The sequence below is a fragment of the Pseudomonas sp. NPDC086278 genome (assembly GCF_050280905.1).
GTDB lineage: Bacteria > Pseudomonadota > Gammaproteobacteria > Pseudomonadales > Pseudomonadaceae > Aquipseudomonas.
This window is the reverse complement of sequence record NZ_JBNNWE010000004.1, coordinates 99031-118398: the sequence shown is the minus strand read 5'-3', so window position 1 is coordinate 118398 and position 19368 is coordinate 99031. Positions and strand designations below refer to the sequence as shown.

General features: G+C 62.2%; 15 protein-coding genes. 1 reads left to right on the top strand and 14 read right to left on the bottom strand.

Annotated elements, in window-relative coordinates; genetic code table 11:
- Positions 1–200: 200 nt before the first annotated feature.
- Together ACQKP4_RS02785 and ACQKP4_RS02780 are read right to left on the bottom strand one after the other, a co-directional pair.
- Complete coding sequence (locus ACQKP4_RS02785; RefSeq protein WP_427630190.1) at positions 201–1220, bottom strand: GlxA family transcriptional regulator; 1020 nt, start codon at positions 1218–1220, stop codon at positions 201–203.
- A 70-nt stretch (positions 1221–1290) separates the two neighbouring features.
- Positions 1291–2154 carry a hypothetical protein gene (locus ACQKP4_RS02780; protein ID WP_427630188.1) on the bottom strand — a complete coding sequence of 288 codons (864 nt, stop codon included), beginning with the start codon at positions 2152–2154 and terminating at the stop codon, positions 1291–1293.
- Positions 2155–2352: 198 nt separating this feature from the next.
- On the opposite strand from ACQKP4_RS02780, the gene treS reads away from it, so the two are divergent.
- Complete coding sequence (treS, locus tag ACQKP4_RS02775) at positions 2353–4419, top strand: maltose alpha-D-glucosyltransferase (RefSeq protein WP_427630186.1); 2067 nt, start codon at positions 2353–2355, stop codon at positions 4417–4419.
- A 1-nt stretch (position 4420) separates the two neighbouring features.
- Here treS and ACQKP4_RS02770 read toward each other — a convergent pair whose 3' ends face one another.
- The 12 genes from ACQKP4_RS02770 to ACQKP4_RS02715 form a co-directional block, all read right to left on the bottom strand.
- Positions 4421–5899, bottom strand: a complete 1479-nt coding sequence (locus tag ACQKP4_RS02770) for a family 16 glycosylhydrolase (protein WP_427630184.1) — start codon at positions 5897–5899, stop codon at positions 4421–4423.
- The gene (gene galE / locus ACQKP4_RS02765; RefSeq protein WP_427630182.1) at positions 5899–6954 is read right to left on the bottom strand and encodes a UDP-glucose 4-epimerase GalE; all 1056 of its coding nucleotides are present in this window, start codon (positions 6952–6954) and stop codon (positions 5899–5901) included. The genes ACQKP4_RS02770 and galE overlap by 1 nt, the downstream gene beginning before the upstream one ends.
- Before the next feature lie 30 nt (positions 6955–6984).
- Complete coding sequence (locus ACQKP4_RS02760) at positions 6985–8403, bottom strand: oligosaccharide flippase family protein (protein ID WP_427630180.1); 1419 nt, start codon at positions 8401–8403, stop codon at positions 6985–6987.
- Positions 8404–8418: 15 nt separating this feature from the next.
- Positions 8419–9372 carry a glycosyltransferase family 2 protein gene (locus ACQKP4_RS02755; RefSeq protein ID WP_427630178.1) on the bottom strand — a complete coding sequence of 318 codons (954 nt, stop codon included), beginning with the start codon at positions 9370–9372 and terminating at the stop codon, positions 8419–8421.
- Positions 9366–10688: an O-antigen ligase family protein gene (locus ACQKP4_RS02750; protein ID WP_427630176.1), complete on the bottom strand. Its 1323-nt coding sequence runs from the start codon at positions 10686–10688 to the stop codon at positions 9366–9368. The genes ACQKP4_RS02755 and ACQKP4_RS02750 overlap by 7 nt, the downstream gene beginning before the upstream one ends.
- The gene (locus ACQKP4_RS02745; RefSeq protein ID WP_427630174.1) at positions 10685–11797 is read right to left on the bottom strand and encodes a glycosyltransferase; all 1113 of its coding nucleotides are present in this window, start codon (positions 11795–11797) and stop codon (positions 10685–10687) included. Before ACQKP4_RS02745 ends, ACQKP4_RS02750 begins: the two co-directional genes overlap by 4 nt.
- Positions 11794–12876, bottom strand: a complete 1083-nt coding sequence (locus tag ACQKP4_RS02740) for a glycosyltransferase (protein ID WP_427630172.1) — start codon at positions 12874–12876, stop codon at positions 11794–11796. The genes ACQKP4_RS02745 and ACQKP4_RS02740 overlap by 4 nt, the downstream gene beginning before the upstream one ends.
- Before the next feature lie 2 nt (positions 12877–12878).
- On the bottom strand, positions 12879–13583 hold the full coding sequence (locus ACQKP4_RS02735) for a WecB/TagA/CpsF family glycosyltransferase (protein WP_427630171.1): 705 nt from the start codon (positions 13581–13583) through the stop codon (positions 12879–12881).
- Positions 13584–13596: 13 nt separating this feature from the next.
- A complete protein-coding gene (locus ACQKP4_RS02730; protein ID WP_427630169.1) occupies positions 13597–14937 on the bottom strand; it encodes a UDP-glucose dehydrogenase family protein in 1341 nt (446 codons plus the stop codon).
- 39 nt (positions 14938–14976) lie between these two features.
- Positions 14977–16368: an undecaprenyl-phosphate glucose phosphotransferase gene (locus tag ACQKP4_RS02725; RefSeq protein ID WP_427630196.1), complete on the bottom strand. Its 1392-nt coding sequence runs from the start codon at positions 16366–16368 to the stop codon at positions 14977–14979.
- Positions 16369–16516: 148 nt separating this feature from the next.
- Positions 16517–18829, bottom strand: coding sequence for a GumC family protein (locus ACQKP4_RS02720; protein WP_427630167.1), 2313 nt, complete (start codon positions 18827–18829; stop codon positions 16517–16519).
- 2 nt (positions 18830–18831) lie between these two features.
- Positions 18832–19365 (bottom strand): polysaccharide biosynthesis/export family protein, encoded by a 534-nt coding sequence (locus ACQKP4_RS02715; RefSeq protein ID WP_427630166.1) that lies wholly within the window; start codon positions 19363–19365, stop codon positions 18832–18834.
- Positions 19366–19368 lie beyond the last annotated feature (3 nt).

Below are 19368 nucleotides of genomic sequence, written 5' to 3'. Positions count from 1 at the left end.
GGCGAGGCACCGGACGAAAGGGGCAAGAGCCTTTGGTTACTTTGGGCTTTTCAAAGTGACCCGCCGTAAGGGCGGAACCGATAGCCGCCATCACCAAAGAAACGGATATGCCCCCTCCAAAAACTCAATGGGTACCCAACCCCAACCCAATCCCCTACTCAAGTATCAAACACAGCTCAACAACCCCGCCCATGCGCGCATCAGCGTGAAAACCGGCTGCGGTATTCCCGTGGCGAGATCGCGAGATGGCGATGAAAGGTATGACGCATCCGCTCCTCGTCGCCAAAGCCACACAGCTGCGCGATCTGATCAATGTTGCGCGACGAGTCTTCAAGCATTCGCCGCGCCGCTTCCATACGAAACAGCTCGATGGCTTTTGCCGGCGTACGGCCCGTCTTGCGTTTGTAGACACGGGCAAAATTGCGCGGACTCATCTGCGCCTGACGGGCCAGCCGTTCGACCGTCAGGCTGGCGTCGCCAAGATTGTCGGCAAGCCAAAGGTGCAAATCGTCGAACCCGGCGCTGTCGCCCATCTGTGATTGCAGCAACTGGCTGAACTGCGCCTGGCCACCGGGGCGCTTGAGGAACACCACCAGTTCACGGGCCACCTGCAACGCCACTTCGCGACCGCAATCCGCTTCGACCAATGCCAGCGCCATGTCGATGCCGGTGCTGACACCGGCCGAGGTCCAGACGGTGCCTTGCTGAATGAAGATGGCATCGACGTCGACGTCAATCGACGGGAAACCACTTTTGAGCTGGTCGCACATCGCCCAGTGCGTGGCCGCGCGCAGCCCTTCAAGCAAACCGGCCTGGGCCAGCAGAAAGGTGCCGCTGCACACCGAAGCGGTGCGCCTGGCCTTGACCGATGCCTCGCGCAGCCAGTTCACCAGCGCGACGCCGTCAATCATCGCCTGCGCAATGTTCGGCGCGCCCGGCACGATCAGCGTATCAACCGCCACATCGTTGAATGAATGCAACGCCGTGGTGTGCACCGACAGCCCTTCGGCGGTGGCGATCAGTCCGCCGTCGAGGCTGGCGGTGTGCAGCGTGTAGCCGGGCAGTCCACGGTCGGCCAAGGCTTTGGATGCGGCCCAGAACACCGTTTGCGCACCGGTCAGGTCCAGCAGCCCCATCTGCGCGTAAGCCAGGAACACCAGGGTTCGCGGTTGAGACATCGATTCGCTGGGGACGTCGCTGAAGGGGGTGATCGGATTCATGGGCGCTTGGCGGCTCGATAATCAAAACGCAGACCGGGTCTGCGTTTTTCAGGGGTGTCGCGCAGCCGGATCAGGAAACGAGCGACTGCAGTTTTTCAAGGATGTGGACGCCCGGATCAGTGTTCTTTGCCGCGTCGGACGGTTTTTTGTCGGAGCCGTCAGTCACCACGCCGGCGAGGATTTCCGCCAGGTTGTGGAAGTGGCCGGTCTTGGTCTCGGCGTCGGTATCGGTGCCAGCGCCCGCGCCCTGGTTCAGCGCCGCTTGCAACGACAGGTGCTGAGACAGCCACTGCGGGGTGGCTTTTTCCTCCGGGCTCATGTTGTTCATGAAATCCAGGGCCGCGTGCGCGCGACCGACCGGGTTATTGGCAAAAGGGTCTTTCCAGTTCTTCTCCTGGTCCGCCGGGCCGCTGTAATAACCGGTGGCCAGTCGACCTTGTTGCCGCATCAGGGCTTGTGCCGAGGCTTGTTCCTGCGCGGTGAACGTGCCGCCCTCATTGGTGGCCACGGCGTTAAGCGAGCGTCGATCGAGGTCGCCCATCAGCGCGTTACGGTCTTCATCGGTGTTGGCGTACGGTTTGCCGCTGGCGGTCATCAACGCGTATTTTTCATCCATGCGCTTGCGCGCATCGGCCGCCACTTCGGGGAATGTCTTGTCTTTCGAACTGGAAATCGCCCCCGGTTTGCTGACCCCCAGAATCAGCGCGTCGGCATTCATGCCGGTGCGCACCGGGAAGTACGGCGCGTTGCTGACGATAGCGCTGTTGTAGTCAGTGGAGGTGCTGGAAAGGCTGACCGAATCAACGTTGGTGGTCTTGGCCTTTGCCGCGTCCTCTTGCGCGACGCTTTGCCGAGCGTCGGCCGTGGCCTGGGTATCGACTGCGGACGTGTAGGCAGACAGCGCCGCATTGGTTGACGTTGAAGCAATGATCATTGTTCTTCCTTGGCTAGGGGCTCGCAGGCGGGAGAGCGCCGGGACGCTCACTGGCGCGCACGTTACCCGGTATTCAAGACGCTTTCATTAATACCTGTGTATAGGTCGCGATTGCCCAGTGCCCAAAATGCGCATGCAACGAATGCCGCCGCAGGGCCTCATATGAAAATAGCCCCCCGACGACAGGTGATTGTTTTTATGAGCGTAGCTGACAAAAACCATGTGATCTGGCTGGTTGAACAATCCATGCTTTACGCCGCGCGGCAGCGGGCCAGGCTTTATTCCGGGCAAGGCCGGTTGTGGCAACAGCCTTACGCCCATACGCGGCCGCGCGATGCGTCGGCGCTGGCGTCGGTGTGGTTCACCGCGTACCCGGCGTCCATCGTCACCCGCGAAGACGGCACCGTGCTGGAAGCGCTGGGCGATGAAACCTTGTGGCACGCGTTGTCGAAAATCGGCATCCAGGGCATCCACAACGGACCGTTGAAAAGGTCCGGCGGGCTGACCGGCACCGAACACACGCCGACCATTGACGGTAACTTTGACCGCATCAGCTTCGAGATCGACCCGCAACTGGGCACCGAAGCCCAGCTTCAGGCGTTGACCCGCATGGCCGCCGCGCACAACGCGGTGATCATCGATGACGTGATCCCGTCGCACACCGGCAAAGGCGCGGATTTTCGCCTGGCCGAGATGGCGTACGAGGATTATCCAGGCCTGTACCACATGGTCGAAATCCGCGAAGAAGACTGGCCGCTGCTGCCGGACATCGCCGAAGGTCGCGACGCCCAGAACCTCAGCCCGATGCAGGTCGACGTGCTGCGGGACAAGCACTACATCGTCGGCCAATTGCAGCGGGTGATCTTCTTCGAGCCCGGCGTCAAGGAAACCGACTGGAGCGCCACGCCGATTGTGATCGGCGTCGATGGCAAGCCCCGGCGCTGGGTCTACTTGCATTACTTCAAGGAAGGGCAGCCGTCCCTGAACTGGCTGGACCCGACCTTCGCCGCGCAGCAGATGATCATCGGCGATGCGCTGCATTGCATCGATGTCATGGGTGCCAAAATCCTGCGGCTGGACGCCAACGGTTTCCTCGGCGTCGAACGCAAGCTCGACGGCACTGCCTGGTCTGAAAGCCACCCGCTGTCGATCACCGGCAACCAGTTGCTTGCCGGGGCGATCCGCAAGGCCGGTGGTTTCAGCTTCCAGGAGCTGAACCTGACCGTCGACGACATCGCGGCCATGTCCCACGGCGGTGCCGACCTTTCCTACGACTTCATCACGCGGCCGGCCTACCAGCACGCGTTGCTGATGGGCGATACCGAGTTCCTGCGCCTGATGCTGCGCCAGATGCACACCCTCGGCATCGACCCCGGCTCGCTGATCCATGCCTTGCAGAACCACGACGAGCTGACCCTGGAGCTGGTGCATTTCTGGACGCTGCACGCCCATGACAACTACCTCTATCAGGGCCAGACCTTTCCCGGCAGCATTTTGCGCGAACACATTCGCGAGCAGATGTACGAACGCCTGGCCGGCGAACACGCGCCCTATAACTTGAAATTCGTCACCAACGGCGTGTCCTGCACCACCGCGAGCATCATCACCGCGGCGCTGGGCATTCGGGACCTCGACGCCATTACCACGGCGGACATCCAGCAGATTCGCCAGGTGCATCTGCTGCTGGTGATGTACAACGCCATGCAGCCGGGCGTGTTCGCCTTGTCTGGCTGGGATTTGGTCGGCGCATTGCCGCTGCCGGCGGAGCAGGTCGAGCATTTGATGGGCGATGGCGACACGCGCTGGATTCATCGCGGCGCCTACGATCTGGTCGACCTCAACCCGGACGCGCCATTGTCGGCCGGGCAGATGCCACGGCCGAAGACCTTGTATGGCAGCCTGCCAAGCCAGTTGAAAGACCCGGATTCGTTCGTTTCGCAACTGCGCAAGATCCTCGCCGCACGTCGCGCCTACGACATCGCCGCCAGTCGGCAGATTCTGATTCCGGACGTCGAGCACCCAGGCCTGCTGATCATGGTTCACGAACTGCCGGCCGGCAAAGGCACGCAAATCACCGCGCTGAACTTCGGCGCCACGCCGATCACCGAAACCCTGCACCTGCCCAACATTGCGCCGGGGCCGGTGGTCGACATCATCAACGAGCGGGTCGAAGGCGATCTGACACCGGAAGGGGAATTCACCATTACCCTGGATGCGTTCGAGGGGTTGGCGCTGCGGGTGGTGAGCAGTTCGCCGATGATCTGAGTCAGGGTCGGCCGCGTTGCCAGACCTTGACGTAGTCGACCCGGAACGTGGACGGCAAGTCCGCGTCATCGACCACGCCGAACCAGTCCCAGAAGGCTTCGCTGTCGAACACGATCTGCATCGGGAAGAAGAAATGCGTGTTCTTCGACTCCCGCACCAGCACGCCGTCGACGTACCAGCGCAAGGTATCGCGCTGCCAGTCGAAGCCGTAGACATGGAAGGTGCTCGCCAATCGCCACGGGCTGACCCAGGTGCTGCCGTTGGCGATATGCGCGGTGCTTTGCGGCGTCGCCCAGAGGTGCGCGTTCATGTTGTAGAACCGGTCGAAGGCGCCGTTTTTGGTCTTGCCGCCGATTTCGAAAATGTCGATTTCGGTGGCGTTGTCGGCCATGCCGGTCCACGCCAGCCAGAAGGCGCTGGAGCCTGCCGAGTCCATGGGTTTGGCGCGTGCCTCGTAGTAGCCGTAGAACCCGCGATCAATGGTGCGAACCATCGCCGAGGTGTAGTCCTTGAAGCCAAGCTGCACATACTTCTGCGGCAAGGTTTCCTTGCGGAAGATGATGTTCAGGTTGCCATTGCCCAGGTTGGCATTGTCTGGCGTGTACAGCGCCGGTCGACGGCCCAGCGAGTCGGTGCCCGTGGCATCGTTGACGTGCCAGCGGGCGGGGTCGAGTTTGGCGCCGTTGAAGTCGTCGGAGAGTTTGTTGTCGATTGTCCACTGGCCGGCGTTGGCCTGGTCGGACAGCGGCAGATTGGCGTTGGTCTGTTTTGGCAACGGCCCAAGCGGCCCGACCCGCGTCCAGTTGTCGGCGGATGCGGGAATCGCGACCGACCATTTACCCGCGAGGTATTGAAACGCCTGCTGGCGTTCAGCGAGCGAGGCAAACGCGCGGTCGTAGACCAGCATCTCGGCTATGTCGCCACGAAAATTCTCATCGCTGCCGAGCACATTGCGCCCGAGCGCATACGGTCCGATCGGCACGTCTTGCAGTTCCAGGACCGAGACGGTGGGTTCGTACGCGCCAGGCTGTTGCAGGCTGATCGCGAAATTCGGCAGCACGTTGTCGTTGTCGGCGCTGTTCGGTCGTGAGCTGAACAGCCGCTGCCAGGGGTCGCCGGTGGCCTGCTCGGGTAATCGGCGCGAAACGATTAACAGCGTTACCGGGCCTTTGCCGCTGCGCAGGGTTTTACCGAGGAACGCCGAGGCCCCGGTCAAGCGCACCACCGGATGGCCATTGATGCCGTCGGTTATGCGCTGTGGCCGTGCGTCCGGCGCTGCATCGTCAACCATGGCGTCGTTGCCGTTGCCAGACTTGTCGCGCCAGCGCTGCAAGCGGTGTTGCGCGTCGAGGGTCAGGGTCGACGCATCCGCCGCGTCCAGCCACAGCACCAGCCCGCCAGCGGGTGGGGAGGGCGCTGCGTGGCACATCCACGAAACCGCCAACAGCCACGTCAGCAGACTTGCCTTGAGTGCGCGCATCACTTCACCGCTAGCAAAGCCGGAATTTCGAACGACGATTGATAGCCCTGCGGGTTGCACGACTGCCAGCGCCAGGTGTCGACGATCATCTGTTCCAGGTCCCGTTGCGCGCTCCAGCCCAGCTCGCGTCCGGCCTTGCTCGGGTCGGCCCAACACTTGGCGATATCGCCGGCGCGGCGCGGCGCAAAGCGGTAGGGAATGGTGATGCCGGTGATGTCTTCAAAACTGTGGATGATTTGCAGCACGCTGTAGCCAATGCCGGTGCCGAGGTTCCAGAAGTTGATGCCGGTGTTGTGCTGCAACACTTGCAGCGCTTTGAGGTGGCCGATGGCGAGGTCGACCACATGGATGTAATCGCGCACGCAGGTGCCATCGACGGTGGGGTAGTCGCAACCGTACACCGTGAGTTCGGCCAGGCGCCCAATGGCGACCTGGGTCAGGCACGGCAACAGGTTGTTCGGGCGCCCGTTCGGGTCTTCGCCGATCATCCCGCTTTCGTGGGCGCCAATCGGGTTGAAGTAACGCAACAGGGCGATGCTCCAGCGCGGGTCGGACTCGCACAAATCGGTGAGCAGTTCTTCGATCATCAGCTTGGTCCGGCCGTAGGGATTGACCGGTTTGCCGGTCCCGGCGTCTTCGATGATCGGAGTCTGCGCCGGGTCGCCGTACACCGTGGCCGAGGAGCTGAACACCAGTTTGAACACCTCGTTGCGCGCCATCGCCCGGCACAGGTTGAGCGTGCCGGCCACGTTGTTGGCGTAGTAGTCCAGCGGCTTGCGCACGCTTTCCTCCACCGATTTGAGGCTGGCGAAATGCACCACGGCGTTGATGTCGTAGCGGCTGAAGATGTCGTCGAGCAGGATCGAATCGCGGATGTCGCCATTGATAAAATCGACCCGGGTCTGGGTCAGTTGCTCAAGGCGCGCGATCGACTCCTGGCTGCTGTTGCACAGATTGTCGAGCACCAGCACTTTGTGCCCGGCGTTGATCAGCGCCAGGGCGGTGTGGGAGCCAATGTAGCCGGCCCCGCCAGTTATCAGCGTAGTTTTGCGCATGGTGAGGGCTTCCTGTCTCAGGGACTGAATTCAGCGAGCGGTGAAAACCGTTTTGAATTCTTGCGGCCAGCGCGGGTGCAACACGCTATAGGCCACGGCGTAGCTCAACGCGCCGACAACGATGCTGCAGCTCAGGTGCAGGTATCCCTGAAAACCAAGCACCGGTGACACCAACAGGACAGTCGCGGCCATGACCAGCGAGGCGATCATGCTGCGGTAATTGGAGTCGAGGAACAGGCGCCAGCCATAGCCGATCGCCAGGTTGAGCCCGCGGATTTGCAGCGGGGTGATGATCAGCATCCGCGCCAGCAAGGCCAATGCGGCGGCCATGCCGCCATAGAGGCTGCCGAAGCTGTAGACCAGCGCCAGGGCCAGCACGGTGGTCGCGACTTCGGCCTTGATTGTCAGGTGGCTGCGGTTGACCGCCACCAGCGCCGTGGTCGCGTACATCGCGCTGTTGCCGATGGCGGCGGTGCAGGCCAGCACTTGCAGCAGGGGAATCGCTTCGGCCCATTTGGCGCCGAAGATCAACAGAATCAGGTCGCTGGCGGTCAGCGCGATGCCAATGAACAGCGGCGTCAGCAGGAAACCGCTGACCGCGGTCGAGTCGCCGATGATCCCGAGCAACCGCGACGGCTCGGCGCTGCGCCGGGCGAACACCGGCAGCGCATAACTCATCAAGCCGTTGTAGATCGCACTGCGCGGCAGGTCGATGATGCGCATCGCCATGTTGAACATGCCGACCGCGTTGGCGCCCGCCGTCATCCCGAGCACCACGTTGACCCCGCGCTGCAAGGTCTGCGAACTCAGCGCATTGATCGCCACCGGGGTGCCGGCCTTCAGCAGTTCACGCAGGAACGGGCCGTCGATGTGGAAGGCGATGCGCCGCCGCTCGCCGAGCATCAGCACAATGATCGAGATCAATTCCATGATCACCGCCTGGGCAATCACCGCCCACGCGCCCAGGCCCAACAGCGCCACCGCGACGCCACCGACGCCACCCACCACTTTGCCCAACAAGGTGCGCGAGGCGAGCATTTTGAAGTTGCCGCTGCGGCGCATCTGCGCCACGTACACCCGCGCCATCATGGTGAAGAGGATTTTCACCGAGGCCACCGCCATCATCCAGCGCAGCACCGTCGAGTCGGTGTACAGCAGCGTCGCCAGCGAGATCACAATGATGGACGCCAGGCTGACCAGCACCGCCGCCCAGAACGCGGTGGCGATGTGTTTGTCTTCCAGGCGCTCAAGCCGCACCAGTGGGTCTTCCAGCACCGAGGAATAGACCAGACCGATCAGCTCGACGATGGCGATGATCACCGTGCCGACCCCCAGTTCCGCTGGCGACAGCAACCTGGCGTAGACGACAAAGGTGATCATGGACAGGAAGATCAGGCCGAATTTCTCGGTGAAGATCCAGCTCAATGTAACCAGGCGATGATTGGCCATGGGGGCGGCACCGAGTCAATGAGCGGTGGTTGATTCGGCTGCCTTGCGCAGGGTTCTCGCCCGCGCATAGAGGTAGCGCAGGGTCTGTTTGCCACGGCAGAAAAACAGCGTCTGCCACGAGTGTTCGAACATGCGCCGGTATACGGTGACCACCTGCGAATGCTCGCCGTAGCGGGAAAAGGCGTCGAGAAACTCCGCGTGGTTGGCCAGCACGAAGTGCGTGCGTTGCTGGCGGGTCAGCGTCGCGCCGTAGCGCGCGAGGTACAGGTCGATGAATTTGCACTTGTGCGGGTAGTATTTTTTCGGTTGCGCGGTGATGTTGCCGCTGTTGATCTCGCGCCGTACCAGCACTTGCGGCACCGTGCGGATTTCCCAGTGCTCGGCGATCCGGGTCCACAGCAGGCGGTCCTCGGCAAAGTGCAACGAAGGATCGAAGCCCCCCAGCGCCGCGACCACTTCGCGCAACACCAGCACGGCCGAGGTGCCGTTGACGATGTTGGCGTGGATGAAGTCGTTGAAGTGCCGGCCGCACTTGTGTCGCGCTTCCACTTGCCGCGAGCCGTCGCTGTACTCGATCAACACGTCGCAATCGATCAGCCCCACCGAGTGCCCGAGGCGGCGGAGTTCGTCGTACAGCGCCAGCTGCTTTTCGAGTTTTTCCGGGTGCCACTGGTCATCGGCGTCGAGGAAGGCAATGAAGGTTTCCGTCGAGCGCAGCACGCCTTTGTTGCGCGCGCTGGCGGGCCCCTCGTTGGCCTGGCGCAGCAGGGTCAAGGGGAACGGCGCCGCATAGTATTGAACGAGTTGCGGCCCGGCATCGCTGGAGCCGTCGTCGATGACGATGACGTGATCGGGCAAGCGGGTTTGCTCGCTCAGCGAGTCGAGCGTCTGCTGAATGCTGCCGGCGGCATTGAACATCGGAATGACCACGCACACCGAACACGGGGCTGGGGAGTCTTGATTCAGCACGGGCGTTGCTCCTTGCGAATGACCTGGGCGACGGCATCGTTGCGCACGGTGCCGGCGGTGGCCGGGGACAGATAAGGACGTTTGGCGTAATGGCGCCGGAAGGACAGGGCCAAGGTGCAGAACACCAGAAACTCGGCGGAGCGGTAGTTGGGAATCACGTACGCCACGTAATTGGTGACGGCGAACAAACCGATGATCACCAGCGCACTGGCGCGAAACGGCGCCGACTGGTTCGCGGTCACGGCGCGGTATTGCTTGAGCAGGGCTTCACCGAGCAACAGCGCCAGCGCCGTCAACTGGATGATGCCGCCGTTGAGCAGCGTTTCCATGTAGCCGCTGTGCGCATTGCCGATGTAGCCCCAGCGGGTGATGAAGGCGTCGGCGTCGGGGCTGGACCAGAAGGCGCCGTAGCCGTAACCCTTGAGAAACGCGCCGTCGACAAACGGCTCGAGCAGTTCCCAGATCAAGGTGCGGTCGGTGAGTGACGGGTCGCGCCCGGCCATTTCCAGCAGCACGGCAAAATTGCTGTAGAGAAACAGGCACACCAGCAGGTACAGGAGCGTGCAGCCGAGAAACGCCAGTTGCGAGCGGTTGATGCGCAAGCGGATCAGCGTCAGGAAGTAGCCGTAGCTGATCGTCCCGGCAACGATCAGCACCACACCGGTGGCTGACTGTGCGAGCAGGATCGCCACCAGTGAAAAGAACGAACAGAACAACGCCCAGCGGTTGCGCTGCCGGATCATCGGCAGCAACAGCAGAATCGCAATCGCATTGATCCGGGCGCCGGCGTTTTTCTCCATGAAGATGCCTTTGAACGCACCGTCGCGAATCCCGCCGGAAATGAACGCGGCACTGGGCATGACCAGCGCCAGGATCAGCCCGATCAATGCCGCCACGCCGATGGCACAGCCGAGCATGAAGGTGATTTTTTCCAGGCTGTAGTTGTAGGCGATGAAGCCTGCGAAAAACACCACGCTGATCATTGCAATAAAGCGCTTGAGGCTGAGCATCGGGTCGTAGGACCAACTGATCGAGGCGATGACGCTGAGCATGAACAGCAGCAGAAAGAAGTTGCTGCGGTAGAACGTTTTGCTGAGGAACACCTTGTTGCGGATGAAGAAGAACAGCGGCACCAGCAGCGTGATCAGGCCGCAGACCTGGTTGACGACGTTGCCTTCGAGGTCTTTGTCCATGTCGTCGAAACTGGACGCGCCGCCCAGCCCGAGCACGAAGGTGATGACCTGGATGTAAAACAGCACACCGAACAAGGTGAAACCGTCGCGCAAGGTCGAATAGCGGATTTGCAGTGAGCTCATGGCGATGGACTCCCGAGCAACGCGGCGAGGTAGGTTTTGACTGCACTGGCATTCATGAAGCGGGCGGCGGCATCGATCCGGGCCTGACGGTGCAGTTCGCGGGGGCGGGACAGTTGTTGGTCGATCGCCTTCGTCAGTGCTCTCGGGTCATCGACGGCCACCAGCGGCGCGACGACCCCGCCGATCAAAATGTCTTGCGGGCCATGGGGGCAGCGCGTCGAGACCACCGGCGTGCCCGTGGACAAGGCTTCGACCAGCGCGTTGGGGCTGCCCTCGAAGCGTGACGACAGTACAAAGCAATCGGCGGCGGCGACTTCGGCCATGGGGTCGTTGGTGTAGCCCGGCAGGTCGAAGCGATCCGCCACCCCCAGCGCGCGGGCCTGATCGAACAACCGCGCCCGCAGCGCGCCTTCGCCAAAAATGATCAGGCGGGCGCTGCGGTCCGGCAGCGCAGCGAATGCGCTGATCAACGTGTCGAAGCCTTTTTGCGGCGCCAGGCGGCCGACGGCGACAATCACCGGGCTGGATTTTTCCAGCAGCCAGGCATGGCTCGGCAGCCCCGGCGCCTTCTCGCGAAAGTCGTTGTCGAGCACCGGGTTGTCGGCAATGGTCACGTCTTGTCGGCGGGCGATGGTGGTGTCGACCAGGTCCTGGGCAACCCCGCGCGAGACGCAGATCACCGGGTTGGGAATCACTCGATACAAAAACGGCGCCACCAGATAAGCGAGCCGCACCATGAAGTCGGGGTTCACGTATTTGTCGTGGGAAAACGCGTTGCGCTCGCTGACGTGCAGCCGGGCCAACGTGCCGGACAGCATGGCGGCGGCAATCGCCACCACGTTGACGTGGGTGAGGGCGGCCAGTTGCGCATCGAAGCGGTTGTCACGCAGAAACCGCGCCAGCGCCGGCACCGCCCGTGAGGTGCGCGGGCTGCGCAGTTCGATCTTTTTCACCCGTGGGTCGAGGTGCGCCGCGTTGATGCCGCCTCCGGTGAGCATCAGCAACGTCACGTCGTTGCCCGCGTCCACCAAGGCCCCAGCGAGGCGCGTCATCATCTTTTCGGCGCCGCCGGCGCTGAGGTCATGCAGGATGATCAGCAACTTTTTCATTGGTTCCATACCCGGTAATACGCTTGTGCGGCGTACTGGCTGGTGTATTGGCGAATGGCGTCGGAGATCATTTCGCCGTTGATCGCCACCTGGCCCTGCATGAACAGGCTTTGCAGCATGCCTTCGGCCAGTGCCGGCACATCGTTGACGTTGACCAGTTGGCCGAGGCGCCCGTGGTCGAGCAGTTCCCGGGGACCGGTCTCGCAATCGCAAGCCAGCACCGGCGTGCCCAGCGCCAACGCTTCGATCAGCACGGTCGGCATGCCTTCGTGCAGCGAACTCAGAATGAACAGCCGCGCATGCCGGAGCAGCGGATAGGGGTTGCTGAGGAATCCGGTGAAATGCACCCGGTGCGAGATCCCCAGGCGCTGCGCCTGAATCGTCAGCGCCTCGCGCAACGGGCCGTCGCCGGCGATCACCAGGTCCGGCAGGGTTTCGCTGAGCAACGCCAGGGCGTAGGCGTCGAGCAACAGGTGAAAGCCCTTGGGCTCCACCAGTCGGCCCAGGCCCAGCCAATAGTTGTCGGGCAGTTCACTGGGCAATGGCGCGTTGGACGCGCGCAGCAGTTGTTCGGTGATTACCGCGTTGGGGCAGTAGCGAATGCGTTGCCGACCCCACGGCATCATCTCGACGAGGGACTGGCGCAACACCGTCGACACCGCGACCACCTTGCCGCTGCCACACAGGTACAGCGCGTACAGCAATCGCAGGCTCTTCGGCCCGGTTTTCTGTTCGGTGCAATCGAGCGTGGTGTGGCGGCTGTAGATGACTTTGCAGGAACTGCCCAGGGTGGCGAACCACGTGCAGAGGTTGGCCTGTTCCTTGGCGGAAATCAGATGGGTGACGCGCTCGCGGCGAATGATACGTCGCAGCAACACAATCGACTTGAGCATACCGATGACGCCCCGGCCGCCGCCGTTGTTGAGGGTTTGCGCACCTTCGGTGTCCGGTGTATCGCCATTGATCACGAAGAAGCTGACGCGCTGGCCGTCCTTGAGAAACTGCTCGGACAAGCGTTGCTGAACCCGCTCGACGCCGCCGCCGGATTTGAAATCCTTGAGAGTGAACAGGATGTGCATGGTCATTCCCCCACGCTGATTGCGACCTGGCGGCGGACGACCATCGCCAGCAGCTGCAAAAAGTTGCGCGGGTAATCGACGAGGTAGCGCTTGATGGTGTGTGGCTCGCGGTACATGCGATAGAACGCGCGCAAGTGCAGGCGGTTGATCAGCGCGGGGTAGTACTGCTGCGTCGCGGTCGCTTCCTGGCGAATGAAGCCGCCACAGGTGAAGGCCACGCCGCTGAAGCCGGCGCGCAGTGCGTCCTGCTCAAAACGTTCTTGCAGCCCGGCGCCGAGGCCGACGATCAGGATGTTGGCTGCGCTGCGGCAGATGTCGGCGTGAATGCATTCGGCCTGTGCCGCGTCGAAATAGCCATTGTGATAACCGGCGATGGCCAGCCGCGGATAGCGAGCCTTGATCTTGTCGACAAACAGCTCCAGTTCGGCCTGCCGGGCGCCGACGAAATACACGCGTTTGCCCTGTTGCTCGGCACCGCTGAGCACCGGGTCGGCAATCGAGGTGAAGTCGAAACTGACCCGCCCGACGCTGCGCCCGGTCACCCGGGACATGAACGCCGACATCAGCATGCCGTCGCAAAAATAGGCGACGGTGCCGGGTGTCTGGATGAAAAAGCTGCCGATGGACGCGAAGTTGATAAAGGAATACGCCTGATTGGCGTCCAGCAATTGCGGTGAGTAATGCCTGACAATTTTCAGCTTGATCATGGCCCGACTCCTTTCAGATGACGGCCTGCGTCTGGCGGCCGACCGACACGTAGGTAAAGCCGCGCTTGCTCAGGCGTTGCGGGTCGAACAGGTTGCGCCCGTCAAAAATCAGCGGTTGCCTGAGGCGCTGGCTGAGCAGGTCAAAGTCCGGTGCGCGGAACGATTGCCACTCGGTGACGATGATCAGCGCGTCGGCATTATTCAGCGCCGCTTCCTTGGTGCCCGCCAGGGTCAGGTCATCGCGCGGGCCGTAAATGCGTTGGGTTTCTTCCATGGCTTTGGGGTCGTACGCCTGGACGCTGGCGCCGGCGCGCCACAACGCCTCCATCAACACGCGGCTGGGGGCTTCGCGCATGTCGTCGGTGTTGGGCTTGAAGCTCAGGCCCCACAAGGCAAAAGTCTTGCCGTGAAGCGAGCCGCCGAAGTGGTCGAAAATCTTGCTGAACAGCGTGGTTTTCTGTTCGTTGTTGCGCGACTCGACCGCTTTGAGCACCCGGGCATCGATGTCGACGCTGGTGGCGGCGTGAATCAGCGCCTGCACATCCTTGGGGAAACACGAGCCGCCGTAGCCGAGGCCGGGGTAGATGAATTGATAGCCGATGCGCGGATCGGAGCCGATGCCGTGGCGGACCATTTCGATGTCGGCGCCGAGTTTTTCGGCGAGGATCGCCATCTCGTTCATGAAGCTGATCTTGGTCGCCAGCATGCAGTTGGCGGCGTACTTGGTCAGCTCCGCACTGCGGATGTCCATGACGATGATTTTTTCGCGGTTGCGATTGAACGGTTCGTACAGTTCCCGCATGACCTCTTCGGCGTGCGCGCTGTCGGTGCCGATGATGATCCGGTCGGGGCGCATGCAGTCTTCCACCGCGCAGCCTTCCTTGAGGAATTCCGGGTTGGACACCACGTCGAAGGTCAGCTCGCTGCGGTCGTTGTCGGCCAGCACCTGCTGAATGCGCGCCCGCACCAGGTCGCCGGTGCCGACCGGGACGGTGGATTTGTCGACGATGATCTGGTGACGGTCCATGTTCAGCGCAATGGTTTGCGCCACGCTGAGCACGTATTTGAGGTCGGCCGAGCCGTCTTCGTCCGGCGGTGTGCCAACGGCAATCAGCAACACATCGCCATGGTGCACGGCCGCCGCCAGATCGGTGCCGAACTGCAGGCGTCCGCTCTGGAAGTTGTCGCGGACCAGGCTTTTCAGGCCCGGTTCGTAAATGGGCAACGTGCCGTCCTTCAGCGCCTCGACCTTGGCCGCATCGACATCGACACAGAGCACGTTGTGCCCGACGTCTGCCAGTGCCGCGCCTTGAACAAGGCCCACATAACCAATACCGAATACGCTCACATTCATGGTGAAACCTCGGGTGTCGTTGCGACGAAGGGGCGGGGGTCAGTAGATGTTTTTCGAGAACAGCGTGAAGGGCGTCTTGATCAGGATTTTGATGTCGAGCCACAGCGACCACTGGTTGATGTAATTGAGGTCCTGGGCGACGCGCAGCTGCATTTTTTCCACGGTCTCGGTTTCGCCGCGATGCCCGGTGACCTGGGCCAGCCCGGTGATTCCCGGTTTGAGGCGATGACGGGCCATGTAGGCGCGGACTTTGCCGGTGTAATAAATGTTGTGGGTGACGGCGTGCGGGCGAGGGCCGACCAGTGCCATCTGGCCGAACAACACGTTGAACAGCTGCGGCAATTCGTCGATGGAACTGCGCCGCAGAAAGCGTCCGACCGGTGTCACGCGATTGTCTTCGCGAGTGGCCTGGCGCACTTCGCGGTCGTCGTGGACGCGCATCGAACGAAACTTCCAGACCTTGATCACTTCGCCGTTGCAGCCGTGACGGTTTTGCTTGAACAGCACCGGACCACGGGAGGTCAGCTTGATCGCTGCCGCCACCAGCAACAGCAACGGGCTGAGCAAGATAACGGCGACGGCGGCCAGGCTGCGTTCGAACAGGTCCTTGCAAAACAGGCTGGCGGGGTGCGAGCTGATCAGGCTTTCGTTGAGGTAAATCGCCGGCATCCGCTCGATTTCCGAGATCGAATGGTTGAGCAGCACCATGCTGCCGAAATCCGGAATCCACACCACGTCGACGTTCATGTCCAACAGGTCGATGTACAGCGCTTCGATGGTCGCCGCGTGCTCCATGGTCAGCACGATGTACACACGGCGCACTTCCAGGCGGGTAAGGATCTCGCGGATGCCGTCGACGTGGCCGAGCAGCGGCAGAATGCTCGGTGCCGGGCCACTGTTGTCGGCGGCGGCGATAAATCCGAGGACCAGCGCACGGTTCGGCCGGTTGAGTTTCTTCGCCAGCTCGTGTGCGGTCGGCGAGGTGCCGATGATCACCGAGCGGCGCTCGTTGCAGACCATCCGCGAATGCAGGCGAGCGAAGTAATGCAGCGGCAGAAAACTCGCGGCCTGGACCACGAACCCCATGACCGCCCAGACGATGATCACCTGGCGCGAGTAAATCGCGCTGGTCTGTGTGATGAAGGCAATGGCCGCCAGCACCGCCAGCAAGATCAGCCAGCCGGCCAGCAAGCGACCGAGCCCGACCAGCAGGCCATGACGCTTGTGGTAGACCTGCATCACGCTGTAGATCGGCACCGAACCGAGCACGGTGAGGATGATCAGGATCCGGTATTCGCTGGACAGTTCACCGACGCGCCAGAACACCAGCAGCATCAACAATGCGGTGGCCAGCGTCAGCGCACACAGCCACTGGCCCCAGAAGGTCAGGCCGCGGCGGTGCGTCATGTGAGCGGTATAGAGCGGTGTCATGGGCTTGACCTCAAGGCAGAAGGAGTGCATCGGCACTGATCGGGCAGACACGGCGTGGCTCCCGCGGGCTAATCCGTAGCTCGGCAGAGGTGAAGCAGCTTTTTGTCATGGGCAGAACGAAGTGCGGCGGCAGGCCGGGTGTCGGGGGTTACCGGGGGGCGAAGTCGTAGTTATAAAACGTCTTGGAATGGTGATAGCCATACTTGCGCGCCTTGCGCAGGTCGACCTGATTGAGCACGGTGCCGAAGGCGGGCACGTGGCTCTGTTGCAACATCGCGATACCCCGTTGCACCTGGCTGATCGGCGTGCTGTCGGCCTTGACCACATAGATCACCGCGTCCGAATGCTGCGCCAGCAACAAGGCGTCGCTGATCATCTCGGCGGGCGGTGAGTCGATGATGATGTGGCGATAGCGGGATTTCAGCGCCTCGAGCATGCGCGCCATGCGCGGCGAACTGAGCAGGTCCTGTGGCGGCGGCTGACGGGCCGGGTTGAGCGCGTCGGCGGGCGACGGCAAGCGCGGCGCGGCGAACAGATCCAGCGGTGGCGGGGTCATTTTGCCGGCCGGCAGCATGTCCAGATTGCCGACCGAGACGATGCAGTCTTCGAGTCGGGCGGTGCCGGCAATCACGTTGGCCAGCCCCGGGGCGTCGGGCGGGAAATCGAAGTTCAGCGACAGGGTCGGCTGGCGCATGTCGGCATCGATCAGCAGCACCCGTTCCAGCGAGGTCAGCGAGCTGGCGAGGTTGTTGGCAATCGTGCTTTTGCCTTCACCGGAAACGGTCGAGGTCACCAGCACCACCTGCGATGGCATCTCGCTGCTTTGCAGCATCAACCAGGTGCGCAGGTTGCGAATGGTCTCGGAGAAGCGCGGGTTGTCGTTGTCCTCGAACAGCCGCGCCAGTTGCCGGCGGGTTTTCTTGGTCACCAGCGGCACGACACTGAGCAGCGGAATGTTGAGCGTGCTTTCGATGGTCTCGTCGGTTTTGAAGGTATTGCTCAGGCTTTCGAACAGCAGGGCCAGCGCGACGCCGATCACCGCCGCGAGCAGGCCGACGATCCCGACAATCAATGTTTTACGGGGTTTGCTGGCTTCCATCGGCACAATCGCCGGGTCGACGATGCGCACCTTGGTCGAATCCATGTCGGCGGTGGCGGCGGTTTCTTTCAGGCGAGTGACGAAGGTTTCGTACAGCGCACGGGTGCTGTCGACCTCACGCTGAAACTCGCGCAATTGGAACTCCTTGCGCGCGATGTCCTGGATCTGCGCCTTGTTGCTGTTGAACGATTGGCGTATCGACGCTTCGCTGGCCGAGGCCAGCTGGTATTGCCGCTCGATCCCGGCGACCACTTGCTGCACCTGCAATTGCAGGCTGGTGGTGGCGGCGCGCAATTCCGATTGTGCGGAAATCAGGCTCGGGTGTTTCGGCCCATAGCGCCCCGACAGCTCATCGACCTTGGCCTGCGCCTTGGCTCGGTCGGCCTGGAATTGCTGGACCAGCGGGTTGCTCAGCACCGCGGGCACACTCGACAGTCGACTCAGGTCGCCGCTGCTCAGGGCCTTCGCTTGACGGTACTCGCTCTCGGCTTCAGCGCGGGTACGGCGGGCGTCGACCATGCGGCTACCGGTCATTTCCAGTTCGTTGGCGCTGATGGTGGCGACGCCTCCGACGTCGACCAGCCCTTGCTCCTCGCGATAGCCCTGGAGCTTTTTCTCGGCCTCGCGAAGATTGTTGCGCAACTCGATCAGCCGGGTGTTCATCCAGGCGGTGGTGGTCTGAGACGACTTCTCGCTGGTGTCGATCTGGCTGTCGGTGAAGCCTTGGGCCAAGGCGTTGGCCGCAGCGGCGGCGAGGTCAGGGTCCGGCAGCTCGACATCGATTTCCAGCAGTTGGCTCTTGCCGACGAACTTGATGGTGGTGTGCAGCATCAGGTTCTGTGTGACCTGGTTGAAGATGTCTTCTTCGGTCGGCGCGTCCTTCACGGGCAACAACATGCCCAACCCTGGCAGCCATTGATCGAGGTCCAGGTCCGCCAGCCACTGGCGTGGTTTGAACCAGGACGCCGGCTGCTGGCGCGGGTCGGTGATCGGGTTGGTGGTGAGGCCGAGTTTTCTCACGGCACGTTCGGCCAGGTCGCGCGATTCCAGCAGGGCCTGTTGGGTCTGCAAGTAATCGGTGGCGTTGCTGCCCGAATCCTTGACTTGCTGGAACGACATCAGCGGCGGGTTCTTATCGTTGAACAGCAACGTGGTGCTGCCGACGTATTGCGGGGTCATCGCAGAAACCGCGGCAATTGCCAGCGCACAGCTGAGCAGAACCAGCCAGCCGATGTTCCATTTCGCGCGCCAGATCACCCGCCACAGTTTGAGCAGATCAATGGTGTCCTTGTCTTCGCCGTGCTGCTGATGCAGGTGCGTTTGAAGAGGACGTTCGACGTAGGTGCTTGGGCTGTTGTCCATGATTAGAAAAAGCCTTGTGCAATGGAAATGGTGTCGCCGGGGGCAATCGTGGTGCTGCGTGTGACGTCGTCGGTAAGGGTCGAACCGCCATCGCCGCGCACGATGGTTACGCGTTTGATCGAGGCGCGCTCAGTCAGGCCACCTCCCAGGGCGATGGCTTTTTCCAGGGTCAGGCCGGGCACGAAGGGGTAGCTGCCAGGTTTCTGCACCTCGCCGTTGATGTAGAACGAGCGGTATTCGATCTGGCTCAGGCTGACTTTCGGATCGTTCAGGTAACCCTGTTTCAGCCCGTTGACGATGATCTGTTCGACTTGGTTGGGGGTGAGGCCCTTGGCGGAAATCTCGCCCAGGAACGGGTAGGAGAAGGTCCCGGCATCGTTCAGGCGGATGCGTTTGAGGCTCAAATCCGGTTCACCGTAGACGGTGATGCGCAGCACATCGCCGGCGGCCAGTTTGTATTGCGTGCCGGGGTCCGCGGCGTAGCTAGCGGGGACAAACACCAGTGTGAACAGCACGCCAAGCGTAAGTGTGTTCATGTC

What these genes read in the sequence shown, in the direction of transcription:
- ACQKP4_RS02745 (WP_427630174.1), bottom strand. Translation starts at nt 11,797, where the DNA reads ATGAAAAAGTTGCTGATCATCCTGCATGACCTCAGCGCCGGCGGCGCC.
- galE (WP_427630182.1), bottom strand. Translation starts at nt 6,954, where the DNA reads ATGCGCAAAACTACGCTGATAACTGGCGGGGCCGGCTACATTGGCTCC.
- ACQKP4_RS02770 (WP_427630184.1), bottom strand. Translation starts at nt 5,899, where the DNA reads ATGCGCGCACTCAAGGCAAGTCTGCTGACGTGGCTGTTGGCGGTTTCG.
- ACQKP4_RS02785 (WP_427630190.1), bottom strand. Translation starts at nt 1,220, where the DNA reads ATGAATCCGATCACCCCCTTCAGCGACGTCCCCAGCGAATCGATGTCT.
- ACQKP4_RS02725 (WP_427630196.1), bottom strand. Translation starts at nt 16,368, where the DNA reads ATGACACCGCTCTATACCGCTCACATGACGCACCGCCGCGGCCTGACC.
- ACQKP4_RS02720 (WP_427630167.1), bottom strand. Translation starts at nt 18,829, where the DNA reads ATGGACAACAGCCCAAGCACCTACGTCGAACGTCCTCTTCAAACGCAC.
- ACQKP4_RS02730 (WP_427630169.1), bottom strand. Translation starts at nt 14,937, where the DNA reads ATGAATGTGAGCGTATTCGGTATTGGTTATGTGGGCCTTGTTCAAGGC.
- ACQKP4_RS02750 (WP_427630176.1), bottom strand. Translation starts at nt 10,688, where the DNA reads ATGAGCTCACTGCAAATCCGCTATTCGACCTTGCGCGACGGTTTCACC.
- ACQKP4_RS02735 (WP_427630171.1), bottom strand. Translation starts at nt 13,583, where the DNA reads ATGATCAAGCTGAAAATTGTCAGGCATTACTCACCGCAATTGCTGGAC.
- ACQKP4_RS02715 (WP_427630166.1), bottom strand. Translation starts at nt 19,365, where the DNA reads ATGAACACACTTACGCTTGGCGTGCTGTTCACACTGGTGTTTGTCCCC.
- ACQKP4_RS02760 (WP_427630180.1), bottom strand. Translation starts at nt 8,403, where the DNA reads ATGGCCAATCATCGCCTGGTTACATTGAGCTGGATCTTCACCGAGAAA.
- ACQKP4_RS02740 (WP_427630172.1), bottom strand. Translation starts at nt 12,876, where the DNA reads ATGCACATCCTGTTCACTCTCAAGGATTTCAAATCCGGCGGCGGCGTC.
- treS (WP_427630186.1), top strand. Translation starts at nt 2,353, where the DNA reads ATGAGCGTAGCTGACAAAAACCATGTGATCTGGCTGGTTGAACAATCC.
- ACQKP4_RS02780 (WP_427630188.1), bottom strand. Translation starts at nt 2,154, where the DNA reads ATGATCATTGCTTCAACGTCAACCAATGCGGCGCTGTCTGCCTACACG.